Here is a 23,726-nt window from a genome sequence, read left to right as displayed (position 1 = left end):
GAAAAGCGAGGAGCAGTAACGGAAAGATTCAGGCGGATGCCCGTGCTAGACGTGTGCAAGGATACCGGCGAATGCCTGGCGTTGAGGCCCGTTCGTCGATTAGCTGCGTATTGAAGGTGTGAGCAGGGGGTTGCAACTCTAGTCCTAGCGCCTTGAAGGCAAGACGCTTAGGGACCAGATACAGTGCGAGGGTATGACTATTACTTCTTGCCCAGGCTGATCTGCTTGGACGGGCCGAAAGTCTGGCCGCTCACGCCCTTGGCAATTTGCTGGATTTCGCCGCCGGACTTGAGGAACGCAGCAATCTGGCTATTGATCGATTCGCTGGTTTCAACGGCGGGAGCTGGCTTTGCTTTGCTGTTGGATGCTTTTACACGCATGGCGGCCACTAACCTGTAGAAAATTAACTTGGCCAGGCATCGTACAGGAAATACTTGACAATTGCTTGGCAAATATCCCTCAGGATTAATATCCAGCGCTGGAAATAGCCGAAGTTCAACGCCGAAATAAAGCGCTAACTTACTGTTTTAGCTGGAAACCACAGGCCGGGTGGCCTGCTCAAAGTGAACCGAACGATCAGACGAGTGGGGCGCTGCCATTGGAACGCCATGCCAGCCCGCGATTTTTCAGGCGCGCGCGCGTGCAGGGCCCAACTCGGGTAGAATGCCGCCCACGCAATGAGGGTATTGGAAATGGCTTTAGTCGGGCGCTACAACAGCTTGCAAGTGGTCAAGCACACTAACTTTGGTTTGTACCTCGATGGTGCGCAAGATGGGGAAATCCTCTTGCCTAATCGGTATATCCCTAAAGATATTCCCAGTGAAGATGAAGACTGGCTCAACGTTTTCATTTATCTGGACAGCGATGACAAACTTATCGCCACCACCGAAAAACCCAAAGTTCAAGTCGGTGAATTCGCCAGTTTGAAAGTTGTGGAAGTCAACAGCATTGGCGTATTCCTTGATTGGGGTTTGCCCAAGGATCTGCTGCTGCCGTATTCGGAAGAAAAACGCCAGCTGACCGCAGGTGAGTATTGCGTGGTGCACGTCTACCTCGACAAGCACACCAAGCGCATCACCGCCACCGCTCGCCTTGACCGTTACCTGGACAAGACGCCAGCCAACTACCAGGTGGGCCAGGAAGTCGACCTGCTGGTTGCCGAAGCCACCGACATGGGCTTCAAGGCGATAATCAACAACAAGCACTGGGGCCTGATCCACAAGAACGAAGTGTTCAAGTTCCTGCGTCCGGGCAAGGAAGAGAAGGGCTTCATCAAAGAGATCCGCGCCGATGGCAACATCAGCCTGAGCCTGCAACCGGTGGGCCAGGAAGCGGCCTCCAGCCTGAACTCGAAGATCCTCGCCAAGTTGCGCGACAACAACGGCACCCTGCCGGTCAGCGACAAAAGCGACCCGGCGGTGATCAGCAACTTGTTCGGCGTGAGCAAGGGCAACTTCAAGAAGGCCATTGGTGCGCTCTACAAGCAAGGGCAGATCGTGATTCATGCGGACCGCATTGAACTAAGCTGAGTACAGGCTGCTCTCCTGTAGGAGCGAGCTTGCTCGCGAAAATATTCCAGGCGCAGTGTGGCGTCGGATGTACGTTTTTCGCGAGCAAGCTCGCTCCTACAGGGTTGTGTCATGTCGAAAAGAACGGTTTTTGCCTACCTCGGCACCTTGCTCGCCTTCCTGGTCCTCGACGGCCTCTGGCTTGGCGTGCTCATGGGCTCCACCTATAAATCCCTGCTCGGCACGCTGATGCTTGATCAGCCACGCCTGTTGCCTGCGATATTGTTCTATCTCCTGTATGTCCTCGGTTGCGTGGTGTTGGTGATCTTGCCCAGCGCCAGTTGGCAGCGCGCTGCGCGTTTGGGCGCCTTGCTTGGCTTGGTGGCCTATGGCACCTATGACCTGAGCAACTGGGCCACGCTTCAAGGCTGGTCCGCCGGGTTGGCGCTGATGGACATGGCGTGGGGCACGTGCCTAACCGCCATTTGCTGCACCGCTGGCCACTTGTGTGCAAATCGGCTGCGGCGGTAGAGGGTGGTTGATCAGTACTGAACCGGCTAATAACAACCCGGTACCGGCAGCGACCAACGCCGGTTGCAGGCCGCCACTGAGGTGGCTGCTGACCGACGCCAATAGTGGCCCGCTCAATTGGCCGACGGCGAAGCTGGCGGTCAGCAGCCCCGTGCTGCGTTGGTAGCCATGGGGTGCGACCTCCCTTAATCGCGCCATCACCAACTGCATGCAGGCCAAAAATGGCGCACCGCACAGCAACACGCCCAGCGCCAAGCCCCAGCCATTGCCCAGCAGGCAGGCAAATACCCCGGCCGCTTGCAGCCATAAAGTCGCCATCAGCCAGCGACGGGTGGTGTTCGGGTGCTTGCGGCGCAGGCTGGCCACCCCCACTCCCAGCGCGGCCGCCAGGCCAAAGCAGGGCCAGAACAGATCGGCCTGCCAGGCCCCGTTGAATTGAGCGCTGGCCATCTGCGACAGAAAAGTCGCGGGGATGATGTAGCCCAGGCCGTACAGGAAATAAATCCAGCACAGGTGCGCGATGCTGCCGTTGCTCCCCGCGCTGGAGATCTGGGTAACAGTGACGGCCGGCTTGGGTAAAAACGGCAGGATCGCCAGCAGCATCACCAGCGCTACCGTCCCGTAGAGCAACCACAGCGTGGCAGAGCTTTGCCCTAATAGGTTGGAAACCAACGCCAGCAGCCCCGTCAGCACAATCCCCAACCCCGGCCCGGCAAACACCAACGCACCCAGGCGCGGGCGGCCGGCGGCAGTCGCCAGTGGCTGGCTCAGGCTGGTAATCATCACCAGGGCCCAGGCACTGGCGACCCCGGTGCCAAAGCGCAGCAACAAGTGCGGCCAGAACCCGTTAGCCCAGTAGGACGCCAGGGTCAGCAATACGCACAGCCACAACCCGCCGTAGAGGCGCCCGCGCACATGCTGATGGCTACGGGCAAAGATCGAGTCCACCGCGCCGACGAAATAACCCAGGTAATTGGCGGCAGCGAGCAGGCCGGCGCCGGTCAGGTCGATCTGGCCTTCACTGAGCAAATGCGGCATTTGCGGAGTCAGGGCGAAGCGGCCAATGCCCATGGCCATCATCAGGGCGACGGAGCTGGCGAGTAAACGAATCAGCGGGGACATGTTCAGGTTTCCTGCAAAGAAGCGAATGCCTTGCAGGCTAAGACGGATTGACTTTCTGTAAAATTGAATAATAGTGAGTAACTTGTTCAGTTTTGGAGAAAGTAATGGAGTTCAGTCAATTGCGCATTTTCCAGGCTGTGGCGGAAGAGGGCTCCATTACCCGTGCCGCCGAGCGCCTGCACCGCGTGCCGTCCAACCTGTCGACCCGGCTTAAACAAATGGAAGAGCAATTGGGTGTCGACCTGTTCGTGCGCGAGCGCCAGCGTTTGCAGCTTTCTCCGGCGGGCAAGGTACTGCTGGACTACAGCACTCGCCTGCTGGCGCTGCATGATGAAGCCCACGGCGCCGTACAAGGCGGGCAACCGGCCGGTGATTTCGTATTGGGCAGCATGTACAGCACCGCCGCAGTTCATTTGCCGAAGCTGCTGGCGCGCTATCACAAGACTTACCCCATGGTGAACCTTCAGGTGCAGTCGGCACCCAGTGGGGAGTTGCTGGAAGGGCTGATTACCGGGCGCCTGGACGCAGCCTTCGTCGACGGCCCGCTGACCATCACCACCCTGGATGGCGTACCGCTGTGCGAAGAGCGCCTGGTGCTGATTTGCGAGGCCGATCATCCGCCGGTGCGTGGCCCCCAGGATGTGGCGGGCCGTGCGGTGTTCACGTTCCGGCGCAGTTGCGCCTACCGCACGCGCCTGGAAACCTGGTTTTCCCATGAGCGAGTGGCGATGGGGCGGGCGATCGAGATCGAGTCCTACCAAGGCATGCTCGCTTGCGTGATCGCAGGTTCCGGCGTGGCGTTGATGTCTGAATCCATGCTCGCAAGCCTTCCCGGCAAGGACAGCGTGTCCGTTCATCCGCTGACCGGGCCTTTTGCCACTGCGACCACCTGGCTGATGTGGCGAAAGGGTATGCTCGGCGCTAACCTCAATGCATGGATCGACCTGCAGCAAGACGGCAACCCACTGTGCGTGCAAGACACTCGCGCGATTGCTTGAACGATCCGTCAGGATTCGGATCAATTCAGTAATAGTTCGTTGTGGTTTCCTTCAAGCATTACCTAGGACTTAGGGCTACTATCACTGTAGGAAACGGCGACAGAACTCACGCCGGCCAGCACTACCCTCAAAGGGGGCAATCATGAAAGAGAAAATCCAAAACTGGCTCCACGACCTTGGCGTTGCGTTGGGCTTGATCGAGCCTCCGCTGCAACCGGTGCCGATTCGCACGGATGACGAGCAACGTCGGCCCCGTCGCCGCTAAAAAATGTGGGAGCGGGCTTGCTCGCGAAAGCGGTGTATCAGCCAACGGAAAGGTTGAATGACACACCGCTTTCGCGAGCAAGCCCGCTCCCACAGTTGTATTGCACTAGGCGAAAAAAACGGGCGCGACCTCCGACGTCGCGCCCGCTGAAGAAAATATCCTCGTCCCTGTTATAGCTCAAACCACCGCAGCCGCCACCTTGGCCGGCCGACGCGACAGCAAACTCACCAGTACAAAGCTCACCAGCGCCACTGCCAGGCTGTAGTAGATCGGCGTGTTTGCATCCAGCCCATCCTTGAACATAAACACCAGCGCGGTCACAAAGCCCAGGCTCATGGACGTGATTGCGCCCGAGGTGGTCGCGCGCTTCCAGAAGATCGCGCCGATCAAGGGTACCAACATACCGCCCACCAACAGGTTATAGGCCAGGGTCAGGGCGCTGATCACATCGTTCACCACCAATGCGATACCCAGCACGGCAATGCCGGTCAACAGGGTGAACAGCCGGTTGATGCGCAGGCTCGACGCCTTGCCGCCGCGCAGGCGGGGCAGCAGGTCTTCGGTCAACACAGTGGAGGCGGCGAGCAGGCCGGCGCTGGCGGTGGACATCATGGCGGCCAGCGCGGCGGCGATGACCAGGCCGCGAATGCCGTCCGGCAGCGAAGCTTTGACGATCGCGGCGAAGGCATTGTTGACGTTGTCCAGGTCCGGGATCAGCACATGGGCAGCCATGCCGATCAGCGCACAGGCCAGGCCGTACAGGATGCAATAGAAGCCGGCGAAAGTGCCTGCGTACTGGGCGACCTTTTCGTCACGGGCGGTGAAGACCCGTTGCCAGATATCCTGGCCGATCAGGATGCCAAAGAAGTAGATCATGAAGTAGGTGATGATCGTGTCCCAGCCGATAGCGGTGAAGCTGAAGTTCGACGCCGGCAGTTTGGCCACCAGTTCATCCCAGCCACCGACGCGGTACAGGCAGATCGGCAACAGGATGAACATCAGGCCGACGGTCTTGATCACGAATTGCACAATATCAGTGAGGGTCAGCGACCACATGCCACCGATGGTCGAATACACCACCACCACGCCGCCGCCCACCAGTACCGACATCCAGAACGGCAGGTCAAACAGCACTTGCAGCACGGTGCCAATGGCCAGGATCGAGGTCACGCCGATCATCAGCGCGTAGGCCAGCATGATCACCGCGCTGGCCTGGCGGGCCATGGGGTTGTAGCGTTTTTCCAGGACCTGGGTGACGGTGAAGATTTTCAGCTTCAACAGCGGCTTGGCCAGGAACAGGTTCAGGGCAATGATGCCCGCGCCGAGCGCGGCGCACAGCCAGAAACCCGAAATACCATGCACATACCCCAGGCGCACGGTACCGACGGTGGAGGCACCGCCCAGCACCGTAGCGGCCATGGTGCCCATGTACAGTGACGGGCCGAGGTTACGGCCGGCGACCAGGTAGTCTTCGTGGGTTTTGGCGCGACGCATGCCGTAGTAGCCGAGCACCAGCATGCCGGCGGCGTAGATGAGTACGACGAATAAATCCAAAGCCATGACGGCGGTTCTCCGATTATATTTTTTATGGGCGATCAGGCGGCAGCTGGCTCGGTAAACACGCGAGCGAAAGTCAGGTACGTCGTTGTCGGGGATCTGTGCGATCCCCTTGGTTCTGAGTGTGAAGACGCGGTTTTTATTGTTCTCAGCGCATTCGCCTTATTCAGCGATGCGCGACGCCAGGCAGTACGCAGAGCATCTCGTACAGCAAGTTGGCGCCCAGCAACGAGGTATTGCCGGTGGTGTCGTAAGGCGGCGAAACTTCTACCAGGTCGCAACCAATCAGATCGAGGCCCTGGCAGCCACGGATGATTTCGATGGCCTGGATGGTGGTCAGCCCGCCGATTTCAGGGGTGCCGGTGCCGGGCGCCCAGGCGGGGTCGATGCCGTCGATGTCAAAGCTCAGATACACCGGGCCGCCGCCGACTTTTTCCCGCACTTCGGCCATCAGCGGCGCGAGGGAGTGATGCCAGCATTCTTCGGCCTGGACCACACGGAAGCCTTGCTTGCGGCTCCAGTTGAAGTCTTCGGCGGTATACCCCTGGGCGCGCAGGCCGATCTGCACCACGCGGTCGCAATCGAGCAAGCCCTCTTCCACGGCGCGGCGGAAGGTGGTGCCGTGGGCAATTTTCTCGCCGAACATATGGTCGTTGACGTCGGCGTGGGCGTCGATGTGCACCAGCCCGACCTTGCCATGTTTTTTGTGGATCGCCCGCAGGATCGGCAGGGTGATGGTGTGGTCGCCACCCAGGGTCAGGGGGATGACGTTGTGCTCGAGGATCTCGTCGTAGGCTTCTTCGATGATGCGCACCGCGTCGAGCAGGTTAAAGGTATTGATCGCCACGTCGCCGATATCGGCCACCGACAATGAGTCGAAGGGGGCAGCGCCGGTGGCCATGTTATAGGGGCGGATCATCACCGACTCGGCACGGATTTCCCGTGGGCCGAAGCGCGTACCGGCGCGCAGCGAGGTGCCGATATCCAGAGGCACGCCGACGAAGGCGGCGTCCAGGCCCTTGGCGGTTTGCAGGTGGGGAAGACGCATCATGGTGGCGATGCCGGCGAAGCGCGGCATTTCGTTGCCGCCCAGTGGTTGGTGGAAAATCTTGTCCACGGGAATGCCTCATCGTTGTTTTGTTTATTGATGGCCGATTCTGCGAAAAGCCTGGCTTAGGAAGAATCGGCAGAGGCAAATACTTAGTTCAGATTTTTCTAAACTAAAGCCTGGGGTAAACTCCATTCAAATGTGGGAGCAGGCAAGCCAGCTCCCACAATTTAGTGTGCCCCCCCTGGAGCCCCCATGGCCAACGCCTTGCCCGACCTGAAACTCCTGCGCATCTTCGTCAGCGTCGTGCGCCACCAAGGGTTTGCCAACGCCCAGCACGAGCTCAACCTGTCGACGTCGGCCATCAGCACCTACATGAGCCAACTCGAGTCAGCCTTGGGCCTGGTGCTGTGCCATCGTGGCCGTGGCGGCTTCAGCCTGACCAGCAAGGGCGAGCTGTTTCATCAGGAAACCCTGCGCCTGTTGGGCGAACTCGAAGGTTTCGAGCAATACGCCGCTGCGTTGAAAGGCGAATTGCGCGGCACCCTCAAGCTCGGGGTGCTCGACTCCACCGTCAGCGACAAGGCCTTGCCGTTCGCCGAAGTGATTGGCGCCTACAGCCTGGAGCACCCGGCAGTGCATTTACACCTGTCGGTGATGAGCCCTTACGAATTGCAACTGGGGGTCCAGGACAATCGCCTGGACCTGGCCATCGGTGCGTTCTCCAACCGCATGAGCGGGCTGGTCTACATGCCGCTGTACCGCGAACAGCACTGGTTGTATTGCAGCAACCGGCACCCATTGTTCAACGAGCGGCGCATCCCGGAACAAGTGATCACCCAGCAACGCATGGTCGGGCGAGGTTACTGGAGCCAGGCCGAGCTGGCGCGCCACGGCTTCAAGCACAGCGCTGCCACGGTGGAAAGTATGGAGGCGCAACTGATTCTGGTGCTGTCGGGCGCTTATATTGGCTACCTGCCCGAACACTACGCCCAGGCCTGGGCTGACAAGGGCGACCTGCGCGTTTTGCTGCCGGCCACCTTCGGCTACCAGGCGCCGTTTTCGCTGATCATGCGCCGTGGCCGCAGCCGCGAGCCCCTGATCCAGACCTTCCGCGATTTGCTCAAGACCCAGCTCAACCAGGCCTGAACACACCATGTCCCGACCCCATTGCCCGCGCTGCCTGCGCCCGACCACGCACTGCCTGTGTGCGCTGATCCCCCACCTCGACAGCCGCACCCGCGTGTTGGTGTTGCAGCACCCGAGCGAGGTCGGCCATGCGCTCAATACTGCGCGGCTGGCGGCGTTGGGCCTGAACAACGCGCAGTTGGTGGTGGGGGAGGTGTTTGATGACCTGGCGACGCTATTGAACCCGCCTGGCTATCGGGCACGCCTGTTGTTTCCGGCGGATGAAGCCGAGCCGCTGCACGCCTACGCACCTGACGATCAGCCACTGCTGTTGGTGGTTCCCGATGGCACCTGGCGCAAGGCGCGCAAACTGCTGCACCTCAACCCCTTGCTGGCGGCGTTGCCCCGGGTGACATTGGCCGAAGGCGGCGTTTCCCGCTATCGCTTGCGCAAGGCGCCGGGGCCTGGCGCCTTGTCGACGGTCGAAGCGATCACGCAAGCGTTGCAGGTATTGGAAGCGCCGACGTCGTTTGAGCCACTGCTCAAACCCTTTGAAGCGCTGATCGAAGGGCAGATTGCTGCGATGGGCGATGAAGTATTCCAGCGCAACCATGGCGACCCGACATAAACCCGGCTTATGCCTTTAAGCCATAAGCACCACACTTTGCGTGATATGGCCCGCCGGCCTTTCCCGGTATGATGTGCGCCCCGCAGTCTGGATTGCGAATACGCCATGACCTTGCAGTACCCAACAATCGCCGATTGTGTCGGCAACACGCCCCTGGTCCGCTTGCAACGCATGGCGGGTGAAACCAGCAATACCCTGTTGCTCAAACTCGAGGGCAACAACCCGGCCGGCTCCGTCAAAGACCGCCCGGCACTGTCGATGATCGCCCGCGCCGAGTTGCGTGGGCAGATCAAACCCGGCGACACCCTGATCGAAGCCACCTCCGGTAACACCGGGATCGCCCTGGCCATGGCCGCAGCGATCAAGGGTTACAAGATGGTGCTGATCATGCCCGACAACGGCAGTGCCGAGCGCAAGGCGGCGATGACCGCCTATGGTGCCCAACTGATCCTGGTGACTCAGGAAGAAGGCATGGAAGGCGCCCGCGATCTTGCCGAGCGCATGGCCGCCGAAGGCCGTGGCGTGGTGCTCGATCAGTTCGCCAACGGCGACAACCCCGAGGCGCACTACACCAGCACCGGCCCGGAGATCTGGCGCCAGACCCAGGGCACCATCACCCACTTCGTCAGCTCCATGGGCACCACCGGTACCATCATGGGCAACTCGCGCTACCTCAAGGAGCAGAACCCAGCGATTCAGATCGTCGGCCTGCAACCGATGGAAGGCGCGGCCATCCCGGGTATTCGTCGTTGGCCCGAAGAATATTTGCCGAAGATCTACAACGCCACGCGGGTAGACCGCATCATCGACATGGCCCAGCGCGAAGCCGAAGACACCACGCGCCGCCTGGCCCGTGAAGAAGGCATCTTCTGCGGCGTGTCCTCCGGTGGCGCCGTGGCCGGTATGTTGCGCTTGTCCAAAGAAGTGGAAAACGCGGTGATCGTCGCGATCATCTGTGACCGAGGCGACCGTTACCTGTCGACCGGCATTTTCGACGAACCCAACTGATGGCCAAGCACGAGAGAGGCTTGCGCTTCCAGCCAACGGGCGGCAGCCGGGCCCCGCAGATCCCGGTGGGCAAGAAACAACGCCTGACCATCGAGCGCCTGGCCAATGATGGCCGAGGCATCGTGTTCTTTGAAGGCCGCACCTGGTTTGTGACTGGTGCGTTGGCCGGCGAAGAGGTGGAAGCACGGGTGCTGGGCGCCCATGGCAAAGTGGTCGAGGCGCGCACCGAGCGGGTGTTCCAGGCGAGTGAGCTGCGGCGCCCTGCGCCCTGCGCTCATGTTGGCCGCTGTGGCGGCTGCAGCGTGCAGCATCTGCCTCATGACCAGCAACTTGCCCTGAAACAGCGCATGCTCGCCGAGCAACTGTCGCGGGTGGCAGGTGTCGAACCGCAAGAGTGGGCCGCGCCGTTGAGCGGGCCGGAGTTCGGTTATCGGCGCCGCGCCCGCGTAGCCGTGCGTTGGGACGCCAAGGCGAAGCAACTCGAAGTGGGTTTTCGCGCCGTGGCCAGTCAGGACATCGTCGCTATCGATGATTGCCCGGTGCTGGTACAGGCCTTGCAACCGATCATGCAGCGTTTGCCAGCGATGCTGCGTCGCTTGAGCAAACCGCAGGCGTTGGGGCATGTCGAGTTGTTCAGCGGTTCGTCCATCGCCGTGTTGCTGCGGCATATGGCGCCGTTGTCCGAGGCTGACCTGCAGATCCTCAAGGAATTCTGCACCTTCCATGACGCCCAATTGTGGCTGCACGGGGAAGGGCAGCCGGAGCCCGTCGAGCCGGGTCAGGCCCTGGGCTTCCGTTTGGAGGCGTGGGATCTGGAGCTGGCGTACCGTCCGGGCGACTTTGTGCAGGTCAACGCCGGGGTCAACCAGGCGATGGTCGCCCAAGCCCTGCAATGGCTGGCGCCACAAGCCGACGAACGGGTACTGGACCTGTTTTGCGGCCTGGGCAACTTTGCCCTGCCACTGGCTCGCCACGTACGCGAAGTGGTGGCGGTGGAGGGCGTACAGGCCATGGTGGACCGTGCGGCCCTCAATGCCGTCAGCAACCATTTGCATAACGCACAGTTTTTTCAGGCCGATTTGTCCCAGCCTTTGACCGACGCAGAATGGGCCAAACAGGGCTTTTCTGCGGTACTCTTGGACCCACCCCGCGATGGTGCCCTGGAGGTTGTGCGCAAACTCGCCGCCTTGGGGGCCAAGCGCCTGGTGTATGTGTCCTGCAACCCAGCCACGCTGGCGCGGGACACGGTTGAGTTGGTCAAGCAAGGCTACCGGCTAAAGCGTGCCGGGATCCTCGACATGTTTCCGCAGACCGCGCATGTCGAGGCCATGGCGTTATTTGAAGCGGGCTAGGATGCCCGTTTAATCCGACTGGCCTGCGTTCTCCAGGGCCTGAACACTGCCACGGAGCTCGCAGTAAAGTCGGCGATGATTTTGGCGCATCGAAGGTGCGTCGTAGGGAAGGTAAGCAAGATGGTACAGGTGAGAGCACACCAGCCGATCAACACCGACGGCAGTATCAATCTCGAGGCATGGCTGGATCATGCCGTCAGTGTCGACCCGGCACTGGACCGTGAAGCCTTGAAAGCAGCCTGCGAGTTCGCTCGTGAGTCTGAACAGCAAGACAATGCGGCCAAGAACCTGTGGGCCGAAGGCACTTCAAGTTTTCGCACTGGCCTGGAAATCGCCGAGATCCTGGCCGATCTCAAGCTGGACCAGGATTCGCTGATCGCCGCCGTGCTCTATCGCGGCGTACGCGAAGGGCATATTCCGTTGGCCACCGTTGGCCAGCGTTTCGGTTCGGTGGTGGCCAAGCTGATCGACGGCGTGCTGCGCATGGCGGCCATTAGCGCCAGCCTCAGCCCGCGGCAGTCGATGGTGCTGGGCACCCAGGGCCAGGTAGAGAACCTGCGCAAAATGCTGGTAGCGATGGTCGACGACGTACGCGTCGCCCTGATCAAGCTGGCCGAGCGTACCTGCGCGATCCGTGCGGTGAAGACCGCCGATGACGAAAAGCGCAACCGTGTGGCCCGCGAAGTCTTCGACATCTACGCGCCGCTGGCCCATCGCCTGGGCATCGGCCATATCAAGTGGGAGCTGGAGGATTTGTCCTTCCGCTACCTGGAACCTGACCAGTACAAACAGATCGCCACGCTGCTGCATGAGCGGCGCCTGGACCGCGAGCGCTTTATCAGCGACGTGATGGGCCAGTTGCGTTCGGAGCTGCAGGCCACCGGCGTGGACGCGGACATCAGCGGCCGCGCCAAGCACATCTATTCCATCTGGCGCAAAATGCAGCGCAAGGGCCTGGCCTTCAGCCAGATCTACGACGTGCGTGCGGTGCGCGTGCTGGTGCCGGAAATGCGCGACTGCTACACCGCGCTGGGTATCGTCCACACCCTGTGGCGCCACATCCCCAAGGAATTTGACGACTATATCGCCAACCCCAAGGAAAACGGCTACCGCTCGCTGCACACCGCCGTGATCGGCCCTGAAGGCAAGGTGCTGGAAGTGCAGATCCGCACCCACGCCATGCACGAAGAGGCCGAGCTGGGGGTGTGCGCGCACTGGCGCTACAAGGGCACCGACGTCAAGGCCGGGTCCAACCAGTACGAAGAGAAGATCTCCTGGCTGCGCCAAGTGCTGGAATGGCACGAAGAACTCGGCGACATCGGCGGCCTGGCCGAGCAACTGCGGGTGGATATCGAGCCGGACCGGGTCTATATCTTCACGCCTGACGGCCACGCCATCGACTTGCCCAAGGGCGCCACGCCGCTGGACTTTGCCTACCGCGTGCACACCGAAATCGGGCATAACTGCCGCGGCGCCAAGATCAACGGGCGCATCGTGCCGCTCAACTACAGCCTGCAAACCGGTGAACAGGTCGAGATCATCACCAGCAAGCACGGTACGCCGAGCCGCGACTGGCTGAACCCGAACCTGGGTTACATCACCACTTCGCGGGCGCGGGCGAAGATCGTCCACTGGTTCAAGCTACAGGCGCGTGACCAGAACGTCGCCGCCGGCAAGACCTTGCTTGAACGCGAACTGGCGCGCCTGGGCCTGCCTCAGGTGGACTTCGACAAGCTGGCCGAAAAGGCCAACATGAAGATCGCCGAAGACATGTTTGCCGCCCTCGGCGCGGGCGACCTGCGCCTGGCGCAACTGGTCAACCTGGCCCAGCAACTGGTCGAGCCTGAGCGCGGCAACGAACAGCTGGAGCTGATCCCGCGCAAAGCCACTGGCTACAAGCCGGGCAAGCGTGGCGATATCCAGATCCAGGGCGTGGGCAACCTGATGACGCAAATGGCCGGCTGCTGCCAGCCGTTGCCGGGCGACGCCATCGTCGGCTACATCACCCAGGGCCGTGGCGTGAGCATTCACCGCCAGGACTGCGCCTCGGTGCTGCAGTTGGGCGGGCGCGAACCGGAGCGAATCATCCAGGTCAGCTGGGGGCCGGTGCCGGTGCTCACGTATCCGGTGGACATTATCATCCGTGCCTACGACCGTTCCGGCTTGCTGCGTGACGTCTCGCAAGTGCTGCTCAACGAGCGGATCAACGTGCTGGCGGTCAACACCCGTTCGAACAAGGAAGACAACACTGCGTTGATGTCCCTGACCATCGAGATTCCGGGGTTGGACGCACTGGGACGGTTGCTGGGGCGGATTTCCCAGTTGCCGAACATCATCGAAACCCGGCGCAACCGCACCCCATGAATAGCTGGATGGGCGCGAACTGAATTGTGTTAGCTGCTTCATGTGGGAGCTGGCTTGCCTGCGATAGCATCACCTCGGTTTAACTGAAGCACCGAGTCGCGAGCATCGCAGGCAAGCCAGCTCCCACATTGGATTTTCAGCGGAAAGAGATACGATGTATTCACTCGAAGACCTGCTGCACCTGATGAGCCGCCTGCGCGACCCGCAATACGGCTGCCCGTGGGACATCAAGCAAACCTACGCGACCATCGTCCCGCACACGCTGGAGGAGGCCTATGAAGTGGCCGACGCCATCGAGCGCGGCGATTTCGATCACCTGCAAGGTGAGTTGGGCGACCTGCTGTTCCAAGTGGTGTATTACAGCCAGCTGGCGCGGGAAGAAGGGCGCTTCGAATTTGCCGGCGTGATCGACGGCATCACCCGTAAGTTGATTCGCCGGCATCCTCACGTGTTCCCAACCGGCGACCTGTACGCACCGCTGGATATCCCGCAGTTGAGCGAAGAACAGGTCAAGGAACGCTGGGAGCAGATCAAAGCTGAGGAGCGCGCAGAAAAGTCCGACGCTCCCGAGCAACTCTCCCTGCTCGATGATGTGCCCACCGCCTTACCGTCGTTATCCCGTGCGGCCAAATTACAAAAGCGCGCCAGCCAGGTCGGTTTCGACTGGCCGTCCGCGTTGCCGGTGGTGGATAACGTGCGCGAAGAGTTGGACGAAGTGCTCGAAGCCATGGCCGATAACGACTCGGCAGCCATCGCCGATGAAGTCGGCGACCTGCTGTTTGCCGCGGTCAACCTGGCCCGTCACCTCAAGGTCGACCCGGAAACCGCCTTGCGCGGTGCCAATGCCAAGTTCGAACGACGTTTCCGATTTATCGAACAGGCATTGCGCGATACGCACCAACCCATAGAAGATTGCACCCTCGAAGAGTTGGACGCCCTGTGGGGCGAAGCCAAACGCCAGGAAAAGAATGTGTCCAGCTGCGGTTGAGCAGCTGCCTAAGTGAGTAAGCACCATGAGCCTTTCCCTTCGCGACCAGTTGCTCAAAGCAGGTCTGGTCAACCAAAAGCAGGCCAAACAGGTCGGCAAAGAGAAGCAGAAACAGCAGCGCCTGGTCCACAAGGGCCAGGCCGAAGTCGATGATACTCAGGCGCGCCTGGCCGCTGAGGCACACGCCGAGAAGGTCAAGCGTGACCAGGAGCTGAACCGTCAGCAGCAGGAAAAAGCCGAGGCCAAGGCGCGTACCGCCCAGGTCAAGCAACTGATCGAGACCTCGCGCCTGCCCAAGCTGACCACCGAGGACTACTACAACTTCGTCGATGACAAGAAGGTCAAGCGCCTGTCGGTCAACACGCTGATGCGCAACAAGCTGAGCAACGGCTCCCTGGCGATCGTGCACCACGGTGGCGGCTACGAGGTGATCCCGCGCGAAGCGGCGCTCAAAATCCAGGAGCGTGCTCCGGAGCGTATCGTGCAGCTCAACATCCTCACCGAAAGCCAGGTGCCCGATGAAGACGATCCGTACGCCGCTTACCAGATCCCTGATGATCTGATGTGGTAAGCCGCTAGAAACGACAAACCCCGCCAAACGGCGGGGTTTGTGTTTTAAGCGTGCAGCCTGTTACCAATCCACTGCGTAACTCAGGCTGAAGGTACGACCTTCGGCATTCGGGTACGGTGCGCGGGCGTTGGCCTGGGCGAACATGTTCTGGTAGTTGCGGTTGGTGAGGTTGTACACCGCACCTTCGAGGCGGCCTACCGGTAGCCTTACCGAGCCCAGCAAGTCGACCAGGGTGTAGCCCTGGATATCGCGGCCGTTGTTGTCTTTGGCCGCCGCGTCATAATTGGCCAGGCGCATACCCTGCAAGCGCAGGCTGTAGTCGTCACGCTCATAGCCGACAAAGGCTGTGGTCTTGGCGGGGGAGATGCGGGTGGCAGGCAGGTCGATCCACTTGCCGTTCTGCTGGGTCTCGCCTTTGGCGTAAGCGTAAGTACCGCCGACGGACCATTGGTCGCTGATGTTATAGGTCAGGCCGGTTTCGACGCCACGTACGCGTTCTTTCTGATTGATCAGGCGCAGCACACGATCATTGGCATCATAGAACTGCGTGACATCCGAGGTGTTTTCGTACGCGGTGACACTGGCCTGCCACTTGTCCCAGTCGCCACGCCAGCCCAGCTCGTAACTATCGACTTTCAAGGCCTGGGCATTGAGGTCCTGGATATCGTATTGGCTGTTCACGTCACGCAGGAAGCGCTGGATATCCGGCAGGGAAAAGCCCTGGCTGAAGTTGACGAACACATCCTGGTTGTCGGTCAGGTGGTACACCGCACCGAGGTTATAGAGCGTGTCATCGTATTTGAGCGTGCCGCCGGGCAGTGTCGCGCGGTTGCCGGTCTGGACGATTTCGCCGTATGCGATGCTGTCGGAGACTTTACTCTCAATCCATTCGCGACGTACGCCACCGCGCAAGGTCCAGTTGTCGATGTCGTAGGAGAGCTGGCCAAAGATGGCTTTGGTGGTGGTCTCGATATCTGGCCCCAGTTCGAACGTGGTACCGGTTTTCGTGTAGGTCAGGCCATTGACCCGGTATTGGTCGCCACGCTGGCGTGAGGTTTCATGGTCGTAGTCCGCGCCCCATACCAGGTTGCCCGTTGCCGGGCCGATGTCCGGCATCTGGGTCTCGATCGCCGCACGCAGGCCGTAGACGTCCTGCACGCTGTTGTTATCTGACACGCCTGCCCGGCCTCGGGACAGGTCTGGAAAGAACAGGGCGTCGGCCCGCCGCCAGTAGCTTTCGATCTGCAGGCCCTGGCCGTAGAAATCCTTGTCGGCGTAGTTGAGGTTGACCGCCTGGTTGTGGGTGTAGGGTTGGTCGCCTAGGTCCAGGCCTTTTACGGCGACTGCGTTGCTGGTGATGCGGGGGTTCTTGGTGTAGCGGGTGTCTTGTTCGTCCTTGTAGTCTTGCAGCGACAGGCTGATCTTCTTGTCGTCATCAAGCTCATAGCCGAAGCGACCTTGCAGGTCGTAGGTATCGGTGTCCATGTTGCTGCCCTGGGACGTGTCCTGGGGAATGCGCTTGCCATTACCGTCGAACTGATCGTTGCGCTGCACGGTGTTGCCCGAGAGGTACCAGTCCACCGGGCCCTTGCGCCCGGTGGCGCTTTGGAACGCCTGGTAAGCGAACCCCTTGTGGCTGAGGTTGTTACCGGCGGTCATGCCGATCTTGCTGCTGAACGCCAGGTCTTCACCTTGGTTGCGTTTGGTGATGATGTTGATGATGCCGCCCGATGCGCCTGCGCCGTAGACACTGCTGGCACCGGAGATCACTTCGATACGCTCGATGCTTTCCGGTGCCACGCTGTTGAGCTGGCGGAAGTTATCGCGCGTGGCGTTTTGTGAAACCCCATCGATCAGGATCAGGGTATTACGCCCGCGAAGCGTCTGGCCGAAGTTGCTCATGCCGCCGCTGGAAGGGGCAATGCCAGGCACCAGTTGGCCGAGGATATCGGCGACCCGACGTCCTGCCCCGGTCTGCTGGCGGATTTGCGCTTCATTGATCACCTGCACTGAGCCTGGAATCTGCGCAATGCTGGTTTCGCTGCGCGTGGCCGATACGACTGTTGCCTGTAATTGCAGGCTGGTCGGGGCTGCCTGTGTCTGTTCTGTCTGATCGGCCCAGGCGGGCGCACTCATCGAGCCGAGAAGCGGCAGCAGAACGGCCAATTGCGATTTATTCATGGGTTTGTCTCAGAGTTATTAGAAGTATTGACAGAAAAATCGGGTGTCTCAGGCGCTCGCGTATATGAACGGATCGCGCGGATACTCACTGCGGCCAATGCATAGGTCAGTGCGACCAGCCAGAAGCTGTGCGCCAGGCCCACCCACCCCATGCCGATACCGCCTATCAAGGCGCCGCACAGCGCACCTGCTTTGGCGGCGCTGTTACCCATGCCCAGGGCAAAACCCTGCTGGCTGGACGCGACGGTATTGGCGATCAGCGTGTAGGCCACGGGCAGCAAAGCTCCCTGCCACACGCCCCACAGCAACCGGCTGGCGATGAACCCCAACCATTCACTGGCCAGCGCCGTGCAGGCCAGCGTGAGGGCGCAGGCCCAGGTGACCCATTCGATGATGCGCAGCGTATGTGCTGGCTGATGTCGATCGAACAGGCGGCCCCATAACGGCGCAGACAGTGCCAGGGTCAAGGCGCTGGCGCCATAGCTGGCGCCGATCAGCCACGCGGGCGCCTGCAAAACCTCGGCAACATATAAAGCGTAAAACGGTTGCGGCATCATCCTGGCTGCCTGGATCAATACGATGATTCCCAACATCGCGCCAAGCCAGCCTTTGGGCAGTGCGACAGGCTTCGATGGGCGGGCAGGTCTGGATCGTGGTGAGTCGCTGGGCAAGAACGCGCTGATTATCGCGCACAACAGGCAGACGGCGGTGGCGCTGTAGCACAGCAATGCGAAACCGGATATGTCCATGAGCCAGCCGCCCAATACCGGCCCGGCCAGGGAGCCTACGGCAGTGGCTGATTGCAGCCTGGCAAGAATGTGCCCCCGTCCCCCGTCGCCGCAGCAGGCCAGTGCGTAGGCTTGGGCAGCTGCAATGAAGCCGGCCAACGCACCTTGCACCACGCGGATGACCACCAGCCACCACGGATCAGGCGTTATCGCAGCCAGCGCCTGACACACCGCCAGTGCCAGCAACGCGCGGATGATCATGGGCTTATGGCCGGTACGGTCGCCCAGCTTCCCCCACATGGGCGTGAGGATCATCGCTGCCATCATCGGCCCGGCATACACCAGCGAAGACAGCAGGCCGGTGTACTGAGCATTGGCAACGCCCAACAGCGTCTGGATTTGCAGCGGCCAGAACGGTCCGCTCATTTCCATCGCCCCCATCGACACCAACTGAATCACCACCAGCAGCCGCAGCGCTGTGTTGTTAGTCGGCATTGGCGGCCGCGCTCAACGGGTTGGGCAGGCGCCCGACGATATCGGCATGACTCTCCAGCAGACGCATGCGCATGAACGACTTGGCCGGCCACGCGTGCTCCAGCAGTGCTTCGCGCTCGGTGGCCCAGCGCTGCGGATCAACCTGCGAGCGCAGGTCGTCAAAACACTGGCTGACCTGAGCCGACAGTTCATTCCAGAGCAGCGCCTGGGGGATGTCGAAGTGGCGCGCGGCAAGCAGGATGAGCTCGCCCAGATGGCACATGAATACGGTGTGCAGCAGCTTGTCCCTTACGAAACCTGCATCGTCGTACAGCGTCATCTTCGGGTCGTGCAGTTCAATGTCCAGGCCGTGGGCGTGCAAGGTTTTGCGGTCGATACGGATATCGCCGAAATCGCGTAACAGCAGGCGGCTCAATTGCCCGCCTGCGGCCATGACCATAAAGGAGTTCTGCTGATGGGCCTCGAATGCAACGCCGTAGCGCAAATACATGCCCAGCAGCGCCGGCACACTGATCGCCGCGTACTCATGGAAGAAGGCGAGCATGGCCGCCGCGTCATCCTTGCCTTGGCTCAGGCGCACCCATTGGCGCAGCAGCGGCTGGCCGTGTTGATCAATGGCAAACAGGCTGCCCACCGGCACGGCCATTTCCCCGGGCTGGAGCTGGCTATGGGGATTGTCGCGATAGAGCACCGCCAGGTGGCGGGAGTGCTCGTCATTGGCCGGCTGTGGCTTGAAATGCACACCGATACGCTCGGGAACGATGCTGAGGATTTTCTGAATCGCAGGCTCGCGCTCCAGAATGGCCAGCAGCAAATGGCTGATCCGTGGGCCCATGCGCGCTGAGCGCGGTGAGACGGTGCGCTGCACGCTGGTCAGTCGCAGCGACACGGGCAGTTTGACCATAGGCGCATCGCAACGCCCTTCAGGCAATACGGTTCTGAATGACATGGTGGGGTGGGCGGTAAACGCGACGATATCGGTCAGCACCAGCAGTTTGTCGCCGATTTCGTTGGCGAACAGTTGGGGCAGTTCCTGGCGTGCCTGCCAAGGGTGGGCGGGCAATGGCAGATAATCGCCTGCCTGAAGGCCCTGTGCTTGCAGGACTGCGGTCAATTGCTGTGCCGCTTGCGGGAAGTGCTCGCTCCACCACTGCCAGTAATCGGCGGTACCGGCCAACTTTTCGACATGGGCAAATTGGCGATGCAGCGCGCACAGCAATACCGGAAAGCGTGCTTCGAATTCCGGCGAGTAGTCGATGACTTGCTCGGTATTCAGGCCTAGCTTGGTCTTGTAGTTGGGGTGCCATGGGTGACCCAGTGTTCCCCATTGTTCAAGCACGGAAGTCGGGTTGATAACGCTCGGGCTGTTCTTGAGATGACTGAGGAGATTGTCTTGATACACCGGGTCCATGGACGCATGCAGCTTGAGCGTCCATTGCTCATGGAAGGCCAGGCACAAGGTGTCGTTGATGAAGCTGTCGTCGATCTCGACGTTGAGGCGGTTGAGCACTTCCCGGTCAGCAGGCGACTCAAGGCTGGCGTTAAGTAACGTCAACAATTGTGAGGGAAATTGGATTTTCTGTTCGGGCTGGCCTTCGCGCAACAGGATGACTTCGCCGCGCAGGTCCCAGCTTGCCATGCGGCCAGGACGCAAATGTTCGAAACGTAGTCGGGCTTGGCAAGGTAGTGTCAGCGAGCAATGCCCCTGTTCGTCATAAAGGAGGGTGCTGGGGGCCAGCAGGCTTTCACGAAACAAAGCTTGGATCAGGCGTTGGAAGCTACGTTCGGCGGCGGGTGCCAGCGTATTGATCAGGGCTTGGAGGCTGACGTGGCTGGCCTGAAATTGCGCAGTGGCAAGTGCTTCGCTCCAGCGTTCCAGTAACGCGTTTTCTGGCTTGCTGCTATTTCCATGCATCTAATTGATTCCCTGATTCGTGAGCCTGAATGAAAAGCGAACGAATGATATCGAGAATCATTATTTGTGTGTGTTTTTGTTACATTAATTTATGGCGATTATTGACAAAAAAACCGCGCTCCAAAGGCGCGGTTTCTCGTAAACGGCCCGGCTGCGTGGGCCGGGCGTCCACATGATTTCAGAGCTTCAGGAGCTTTTTGCCTGGCGTTGCAGTTCGAGAGTTTCGAGCTCGTTTTTATAGTTGTGGGCGTCGCTCTCGTTGTGAAACATGCCGACCAATACGTCTTGCTGATGGACATCCCAGATGTGAATCCCGTGGCCTACTGCTTCATGGGACATATGTTCATCGTCGCGTTCAGTTACTTTTACAGTCATCTGCTTGCTCCAATCTCTGGTTGATCTGCGGCAAGTCGTCGCAGGCCTCTGTTATATGATTTGTTAGCTTGCTAAGTAAACTGATTTTGCGCGCAATAATTCATTGCGGGGAACGCAACAATGCTGCAGGCCTTGTAAACCAAGGCATTGCGTCGCCAGCGCAGCGGCTTTATGACAAAAGTTTCATGTTCAGGTCGGCTAGGTTGACCTCGGCACCGCTATCGCAGGCAAGCCAGCTCCCACCTTGGAATGCATTCCACTGTGGGAGCTGGCTTGCATGCGATAGCGGGAGTGGCGTCCCCTAAAAATCCCAGGCAAAAAAAAGCCCCGCATTCAGCGAGGCTCTTTTCCGGTGCATCAGCAATCAGCTGCCTTTGACAGCCTTACCGTCAACGGTGCCATCCTGCAGCATGATGTTGTATTCCTTGCCGTCAGTCTCGACCTGACGCAGGGCAACCAGGATGCCGCCCTGGTCCTTGGCAAACCACATCTGGGTGATGCGCTTGCTCTGCGACGGGTCGCGCACGCGCTCGACCTTGATCGCGTCGATCGAACCGACTTTGGTCTGGACCTTTTCCGAGCCGATCACGCGGAAGTCGTAGGTATCGGTATCAGTACCCTCAACCACGCGGTAGCTCATGCTCTTCTTGCCGGCGGCAACATCGCGTTGCAGAGCAAGCTGGTAGGTGGACTTGTCGAGCATGCCGCTTTCGAGAGTGACATTGACCGGGTCTTTGTTTTCAAAGCCGGTGACTTTTTTAGCGCTCTGGTCGAAGTCCAGGTTGATCTTCTTCGCCTTGCCCAGGCCGCCGCGTTCGAAGCTGTAGCTCTTGGGTTGCAGGGTGTCCTTGTCGAACAGGATCACGCTGGTTTCGGTCAAGCTGGCAATCATCATCGAGGCCTTGAAATTCAAGGTCCAGGTACCGTCGCCATTCTTGCTCAGGCTGCGTTCAGCCGAACCGCTCATGGGCAGTTGTTTCCAGTCGGCGGTGTAGCTGACGGAGAAGGGGTGAAGGTCTGCCGCTTGTACGGCAGGCAAAGCGAACAGCGCAAAAGCGAAAAGCAGGGCGCGACGCATAAAATCTCCTAGGTTCGAATCAAGTGGCCGCTGGCCGCGAGTAACTGGCCGTCCAATAATGCACCCTGGTCGCCAAGAATCAACCGTCCTTCGGCAAACCAGCGAACAGCCAGCGGGTAAATCCTGTGTTCCTGGGTATGAACCCGTTGCGCAAGCGTCTGCGCCGAGTCGCCTGACTCTACCGGAACCACTGCCTGTACGACCAGAGGCCCGCCATCGAGTTCCTCGGTCACAAAGTGCACGCTGCAGCCATGCTCACTGTCGCCGGCGTCGAGGGCGCGCTGGTGGGTGTGCATGCCTTTGTACTTGGGCAGCAGGGAAGGGTGGATATTGAGCAGGCGTCCTTCGTAGTGCCGGACGAAATCTGCGCTGAGGATGCGCATGAAACCGGCAAGGACCACGAGTTTGGGGTTGAAGGCGTCGATCAGTTCGATCAAGGCGCTGTCGAAGGCCTCGCGACCGTCGAACGCCTTGTGATCCAGGGAGCGAGTATCGATACCCGCGTCACGGGCGCGTTGCAGACCGTAGGCGTCGCTGCGGTTGGAAATCACCGCAGCGATGCGCACCGGGCTGTCGCCGGTGCGCGTGCTGTCGATCAGGGCCTGCAAGTTACTGCCGGTGCCGGAAAGCAGCACCACGACATCACAGGTCTGGGGCATCAGTGAGCCTTGAGGTTCTTCAGTTCAACCTGGGCTGCGCCTTCGGCGGCAGTGGCGATCTGGCCAATGACCCAAGGTTGCTCGCCGGCTTCACGCAGCACGTTCAGTGCGGTTTCAACGTGTTCCTGCGCAACGCAGATCACCATGCCCACGCCGCAGTTGAGCACGCGGTGCATTTCGGTTTCGTTGACGTTGCCTTTTTCCTGCAGCCAATCGAAGACAGCCGGGCGCTGCCAGCTGGCCACGTCGACAATCGCCTGGGCGCCTTTTGGCAGTACGCGCGGGATGTTGTCCAGCAGGCCGCCACCGGTAATGTGGGCCATGGCCTTGACGGCGCCGGTGTCCTTGATCAGCTTGAGCAGTGGCTTGACGTAGATGCGGGTCGGCGCCATCAGCAGGTCGGTCAGTGGCTTGCCGTCGAGCTGGATGTTCTCGATGTCGGCGCCGGACACTTCGATGATCTTGCGGATCAGCGAGTAGCCGTTGGAGTGCGGGCCGGACGATGGCAGGGCGAGCAGGGCGTCACCAGCAGCTACTTTGGAGCCGTCGATGATCTCGGCTTTTTCCACCACGCCGACGCAGAAGCCGGCCAAGTCGTAGTCTTCGCCTTCGTACATGCCTGGCATTTCAGCGGTTTCACCGCCGACCAGGGAGCAACCCGACAGTTCGCAGCCAGCACCGATGCCGGTTACGACCTGGGTCGCGGTCTCGACATTGAGCTTGCCGGTGGCGTAGTAGTCGAGAAAGAACAGCGGCTCGGCGCCGCACACCACCAGGTCGTTGACGCACATGGCGACCAGATCGATGCCGATGCTGTCGTGCTTGTTCAGGTTCAGGGCCAGACGCAGCTTGGTGCCCACGCCGTCGGTGCCGGACACCAGTACAGGCTGCTTGTAGCCGGCCGGGATTTCGCAGAGGGCGCCAAAACCGCCCAGGCCACCCATGACTTCAGGGCGCGCAGTGCGCTTGGCGACGCTCTTGATGCGTTCGACCAATGCTTCACCGGCGTCGATGTCTACACCGGCGTCCTTGTAGCTCAGGGAGGGTTGCTTGCTCATGATCCAGGCCTTTAGGGGGGATTTCTGGGTAACGACCGGGCGGGCGGGGGCTTTTGGAAAGTGCCCTGCCGTTGACGGTCTGCGAAGGCGCGCGATTTTATCAGGCTTGAGGGGCAGCGGCCATCCTCGGGCCGACGGGCAGGGCATATGAGTTCAAAAAAATGCAAAT

General features: G+C 60.4%; 22 protein-coding genes. 11 read left to right on the top strand and 11 right to left on the bottom strand.

Annotated elements, in window-relative coordinates:
- Positions 1 to 200: 200 nt before the first annotated feature.
- Positions 201 to 380, bottom strand: coding sequence for a hypothetical protein (locus AB4P90_RS20860; RefSeq protein ID WP_003193095.1), 180 nt, complete (start codon positions 378 to 380; stop codon positions 201 to 203).
- Positions 381 to 692: 312 nt separating this feature from the next.
- Between AB4P90_RS20860 and AB4P90_RS20855 the strand changes: the two genes are divergently transcribed.
- Positions 693 to 1,529, top strand: a complete 837-nt coding sequence (locus AB4P90_RS20855) for a S1 RNA-binding domain-containing protein (RefSeq protein ID WP_019820451.1) — start codon at positions 693 to 695, stop codon at positions 1,527 to 1,529.
- Between the two features lie 111 nt (positions 1,530 to 1,640).
- A complete protein-coding gene (locus AB4P90_RS20850; protein WP_058410744.1) occupies positions 1,641 to 2,039 on the top strand; it encodes a DUF2177 family protein in 399 nt (132 codons plus the stop codon).
- On the opposite strand, the gene AB4P90_RS20845 is transcribed toward AB4P90_RS20850, so the two are convergent.
- Positions 1,983 to 3,161, bottom strand: coding sequence for an MFS transporter (locus AB4P90_RS20845; RefSeq protein WP_395605345.1), 1,179 nt, complete (start codon positions 3,159 to 3,161; stop codon positions 1,983 to 1,985). The genes AB4P90_RS20850 and AB4P90_RS20845 overlap by 57 nt on opposite strands.
- 104 nt (positions 3,162 to 3,265) lie before the next feature.
- Here AB4P90_RS20845 and AB4P90_RS20840 point away from each other — a divergent pair, with 104 nt between their 5' ends.
- Both AB4P90_RS20840 and AB4P90_RS20835 read left to right on the top strand, forming a co-directional pair.
- Positions 3,266 to 4,159, top strand: coding sequence for a LysR family transcriptional regulator (locus tag AB4P90_RS20840; RefSeq protein ID WP_032903115.1), 894 nt, complete (start codon positions 3,266 to 3,268; stop codon positions 4,157 to 4,159).
- A 142-nt stretch (positions 4,160 to 4,301) separates the two neighbouring features.
- On the top strand, positions 4,302 to 4,424 hold the full coding sequence (locus AB4P90_RS20835) for a PA1414 family protein (RefSeq protein WP_003193089.1): 123 nt from the start codon (positions 4,302 to 4,304) through the stop codon (positions 4,422 to 4,424).
- A 177-nt stretch (positions 4,425 to 4,601) separates the two neighbouring features.
- Here the strand turns inward: AB4P90_RS20835 and AB4P90_RS20830 are convergent, their stop codons facing one another.
- The gene (locus AB4P90_RS20830; RefSeq protein WP_014719408.1) at positions 4,602 to 5,984 is read right to left on the bottom strand and encodes a sodium:solute symporter; all 1,383 of its coding nucleotides are present in this window, start codon (positions 5,982 to 5,984) and stop codon (positions 4,602 to 4,604) included.
- A gap of 163 nt (positions 5,985 to 6,147) precedes the next feature.
- A complete protein-coding gene (speB, locus tag AB4P90_RS20825) occupies positions 6,148 to 7,098 on the bottom strand; it encodes an agmatinase (RefSeq protein ID WP_014719407.1) in 951 nt (316 codons plus the stop codon).
- Positions 7,099 to 7,284: 186 nt separating this feature from the next.
- Here speB and AB4P90_RS20820 point away from each other — a divergent pair, with 186 nt between their 5' ends.
- The 7 genes from AB4P90_RS20820 to AB4P90_RS20790 all read left to right on the top strand — a co-directional run bounded on the left by AB4P90_RS20820 (position 7,285) and on the right by AB4P90_RS20790 (position 15,068).
- Positions 7,285 to 8,178, top strand: a complete 894-nt coding sequence (locus AB4P90_RS20820) for a LysR family transcriptional regulator (RefSeq protein WP_014719406.1) — start codon at positions 7,285 to 7,287, stop codon at positions 8,176 to 8,178.
- Between the two features lie 7 nt (positions 8,179 to 8,185).
- A complete protein-coding gene (locus tag AB4P90_RS20815) occupies positions 8,186 to 8,785 on the top strand; it encodes a tRNA-uridine aminocarboxypropyltransferase (RefSeq protein ID WP_014719405.1) in 600 nt (199 codons plus the stop codon).
- A 105-nt stretch (positions 8,786 to 8,890) separates the two neighbouring features.
- Positions 8,891 to 9,793 carry a cysteine synthase CysM gene (cysM, locus tag AB4P90_RS20810; protein ID WP_003193080.1) on the top strand — a complete coding sequence of 301 codons (903 nt, stop codon included), beginning with the start codon at positions 8,891 to 8,893 and terminating at the stop codon, positions 9,791 to 9,793.
- Entirely contained in the window at positions 9,793 to 11,145 is a 1,353-nt protein-coding gene (rlmD, locus tag AB4P90_RS20805) for a 23S rRNA (uracil(1939)-C(5))-methyltransferase RlmD (protein ID WP_038451087.1), read from the top strand. Before cysM ends, rlmD begins: the two co-directional genes overlap by 1 nt.
- Before the next feature lie 120 nt (positions 11,146 to 11,265).
- Positions 11,266 to 13,509 carry a GTP diphosphokinase gene (gene relA, locus AB4P90_RS20800; protein ID WP_005790193.1) on the top strand — a complete coding sequence of 748 codons (2,244 nt, stop codon included), beginning with the start codon at positions 11,266 to 11,268 and terminating at the stop codon, positions 13,507 to 13,509.
- 154 nt (positions 13,510 to 13,663) lie between these two features.
- Complete coding sequence (gene mazG / locus AB4P90_RS20795; protein ID WP_014719403.1) at positions 13,664 to 14,497, top strand: nucleoside triphosphate pyrophosphohydrolase; 834 nt, start codon at positions 13,664 to 13,666, stop codon at positions 14,495 to 14,497.
- Between the two features lie 25 nt (positions 14,498 to 14,522).
- The gene (locus AB4P90_RS20790; RefSeq protein WP_014719402.1) at positions 14,523 to 15,068 is read left to right on the top strand and encodes a DUF2058 domain-containing protein; all 546 of its coding nucleotides are present in this window, start codon (positions 14,523 to 14,525) and stop codon (positions 15,066 to 15,068) included.
- Between the two features lie 60 nt (positions 15,069 to 15,128).
- Here AB4P90_RS20790 and AB4P90_RS20785 read toward each other — a convergent pair whose 3' ends face one another.
- The 7 genes from AB4P90_RS20785 to purM all read right to left on the bottom strand — a co-directional run bounded on the left by AB4P90_RS20785 (position 15,129) and on the right by purM (position 23,557).
- Positions 15,129 to 17,249, bottom strand: a complete 2,121-nt coding sequence (locus AB4P90_RS20785) for a TonB-dependent receptor (RefSeq protein WP_014719401.1) — start codon at positions 17,247 to 17,249, stop codon at positions 15,129 to 15,131.
- A complete protein-coding gene (locus AB4P90_RS20780) occupies positions 17,246 to 18,472 on the bottom strand; it encodes an MFS transporter (RefSeq protein ID WP_019820433.1) in 1,227 nt (408 codons plus the stop codon). Before AB4P90_RS20780 ends, AB4P90_RS20785 begins: the two co-directional genes overlap by 4 nt.
- Positions 18,462 to 20,387, bottom strand: coding sequence for an IucA/IucC family protein (locus AB4P90_RS20775; protein WP_339231311.1), 1,926 nt, complete (start codon positions 20,385 to 20,387; stop codon positions 18,462 to 18,464). The genes AB4P90_RS20780 and AB4P90_RS20775 overlap by 11 nt, the downstream gene beginning before the upstream one ends.
- Positions 20,388 to 20,573: 186 nt before the next feature.
- Positions 20,574 to 20,762 (bottom strand): hypothetical protein, encoded by a 189-nt coding sequence (locus AB4P90_RS20770; protein WP_003193064.1) that lies wholly within the window; start codon positions 20,760 to 20,762, stop codon positions 20,574 to 20,576.
- 364 nt (positions 20,763 to 21,126) lie between these two features.
- The gene (locus AB4P90_RS20765) at positions 21,127 to 21,840 is read right to left on the bottom strand and encodes a DUF3108 domain-containing protein (protein ID WP_014719399.1); all 714 of its coding nucleotides are present in this window, start codon (positions 21,838 to 21,840) and stop codon (positions 21,127 to 21,129) included.
- An 8-nt stretch (positions 21,841 to 21,848) separates the two neighbouring features.
- Entirely contained in the window at positions 21,849 to 22,499 is a 651-nt protein-coding gene (gene purN, locus AB4P90_RS20760; protein WP_003193061.1) for a phosphoribosylglycinamide formyltransferase, read from the bottom strand.
- Entirely contained in the window at positions 22,499 to 23,557 is a 1,059-nt protein-coding gene (purM, locus tag AB4P90_RS20755; RefSeq protein WP_014719398.1) for a phosphoribosylformylglycinamidine cyclo-ligase, read from the bottom strand. Before purM ends, purN begins: the two co-directional genes overlap by 1 nt.
- Between the last annotated feature and the right edge of the window lie 169 nt (positions 23,558 to 23,726).

The sequence above is a fragment of the Pseudomonas sp. B16120 genome, from assembly GCF_044218845.1.
Classification (GTDB): domain Bacteria; phylum Pseudomonadota; class Gammaproteobacteria; order Pseudomonadales; family Pseudomonadaceae; genus Aquipseudomonas; species Aquipseudomonas paracarnis.
This window is presented reverse-complemented; position numbering and strand designations above follow the sequence as displayed.

What these genes read in the sequence shown, in the direction of transcription:
- AB4P90_RS20790 (WP_014719402.1), top strand. Translation starts at nt 14,523, where the DNA reads ATGAGCCTTTCCCTTCGCGACCAGTTGCTCAAAGCAGGTCTGGTCAAC.
- relA (WP_005790193.1), top strand. Translation starts at nt 11,266, where the DNA reads ATGGTACAGGTGAGAGCACACCAGCCGATCAACACCGACGGCAGTATC.
- rlmD (WP_038451087.1), top strand. Translation starts at nt 9,793, where the DNA reads ATGGCCAAGCACGAGAGAGGCTTGCGCTTCCAGCCAACGGGCGGCAGC.
- AB4P90_RS20855 (WP_019820451.1), top strand. Translation starts at nt 693, where the DNA reads ATGGCTTTAGTCGGGCGCTACAACAGCTTGCAAGTGGTCAAGCACACT.
- AB4P90_RS20775 (WP_339231311.1), bottom strand. Translation starts at nt 20,387, where the DNA reads ATGCATGGAAATAGCAGCAAGCCAGAAAACGCGTTACTGGAACGCTGG.
- AB4P90_RS20835 (WP_003193089.1), top strand. Translation starts at nt 4,302, where the DNA reads ATGAAAGAGAAAATCCAAAACTGGCTCCACGACCTTGGCGTTGCGTTG.
- AB4P90_RS20860 (WP_003193095.1), bottom strand. Translation starts at nt 380, where the DNA reads ATGCGTGTAAAAGCATCCAACAGCAAAGCAAAGCCAGCTCCCGCCGTT.
- AB4P90_RS20845 (WP_395605345.1), bottom strand. Translation starts at nt 3,161, where the DNA reads ATGTCCCCGCTGATTCGTTTACTCGCCAGCTCCGTCGCCCTGATGATG.
- AB4P90_RS20770 (WP_003193064.1), bottom strand. Translation starts at nt 20,762, where the DNA reads ATGACTGTAAAAGTAACTGAACGCGACGATGAACATATGTCCCATGAA.
- AB4P90_RS20815 (WP_014719405.1), top strand. Translation starts at nt 8,186, where the DNA reads ATGTCCCGACCCCATTGCCCGCGCTGCCTGCGCCCGACCACGCACTGC.
- AB4P90_RS20830 (WP_014719408.1), bottom strand. Translation starts at nt 5,984, where the DNA reads ATGGCTTTGGATTTATTCGTCGTACTCATCTACGCCGCCGGCATGCTG.
- cysM (WP_003193080.1), top strand. Translation starts at nt 8,891, where the DNA reads ATGACCTTGCAGTACCCAACAATCGCCGATTGTGTCGGCAACACGCCC.
- AB4P90_RS20765 (WP_014719399.1), bottom strand. Translation starts at nt 21,840, where the DNA reads ATGCGTCGCGCCCTGCTTTTCGCTTTTGCGCTGTTCGCTTTGCCTGCC.
- mazG (WP_014719403.1), top strand. Translation starts at nt 13,664, where the DNA reads ATGTATTCACTCGAAGACCTGCTGCACCTGATGAGCCGCCTGCGCGAC.
- AB4P90_RS20785 (WP_014719401.1), bottom strand. Translation starts at nt 17,249, where the DNA reads ATGAATAAATCGCAATTGGCCGTTCTGCTGCCGCTTCTCGGCTCGATG.
- AB4P90_RS20850 (WP_058410744.1), top strand. Translation starts at nt 1,641, where the DNA reads ATGTCGAAAAGAACGGTTTTTGCCTACCTCGGCACCTTGCTCGCCTTC.
- AB4P90_RS20840 (WP_032903115.1), top strand. Translation starts at nt 3,266, where the DNA reads ATGGAGTTCAGTCAATTGCGCATTTTCCAGGCTGTGGCGGAAGAGGGC.
- purM (WP_014719398.1), bottom strand. Translation starts at nt 23,557, where the DNA reads ATGAGCAAGCAACCCTCCCTGAGCTACAAGGACGCCGGTGTAGACATC.
- purN (WP_003193061.1), bottom strand. Translation starts at nt 22,499, where the DNA reads ATGCCCCAGACCTGTGATGTCGTGGTGCTGCTTTCCGGCACCGGCAGT.
- AB4P90_RS20780 (WP_019820433.1), bottom strand. Translation starts at nt 18,472, where the DNA reads ATGCCGACTAACAACACAGCGCTGCGGCTGCTGGTGGTGATTCAGTTG.
- AB4P90_RS20820 (WP_014719406.1), top strand. Translation starts at nt 7,285, where the DNA reads ATGGCCAACGCCTTGCCCGACCTGAAACTCCTGCGCATCTTCGTCAGC.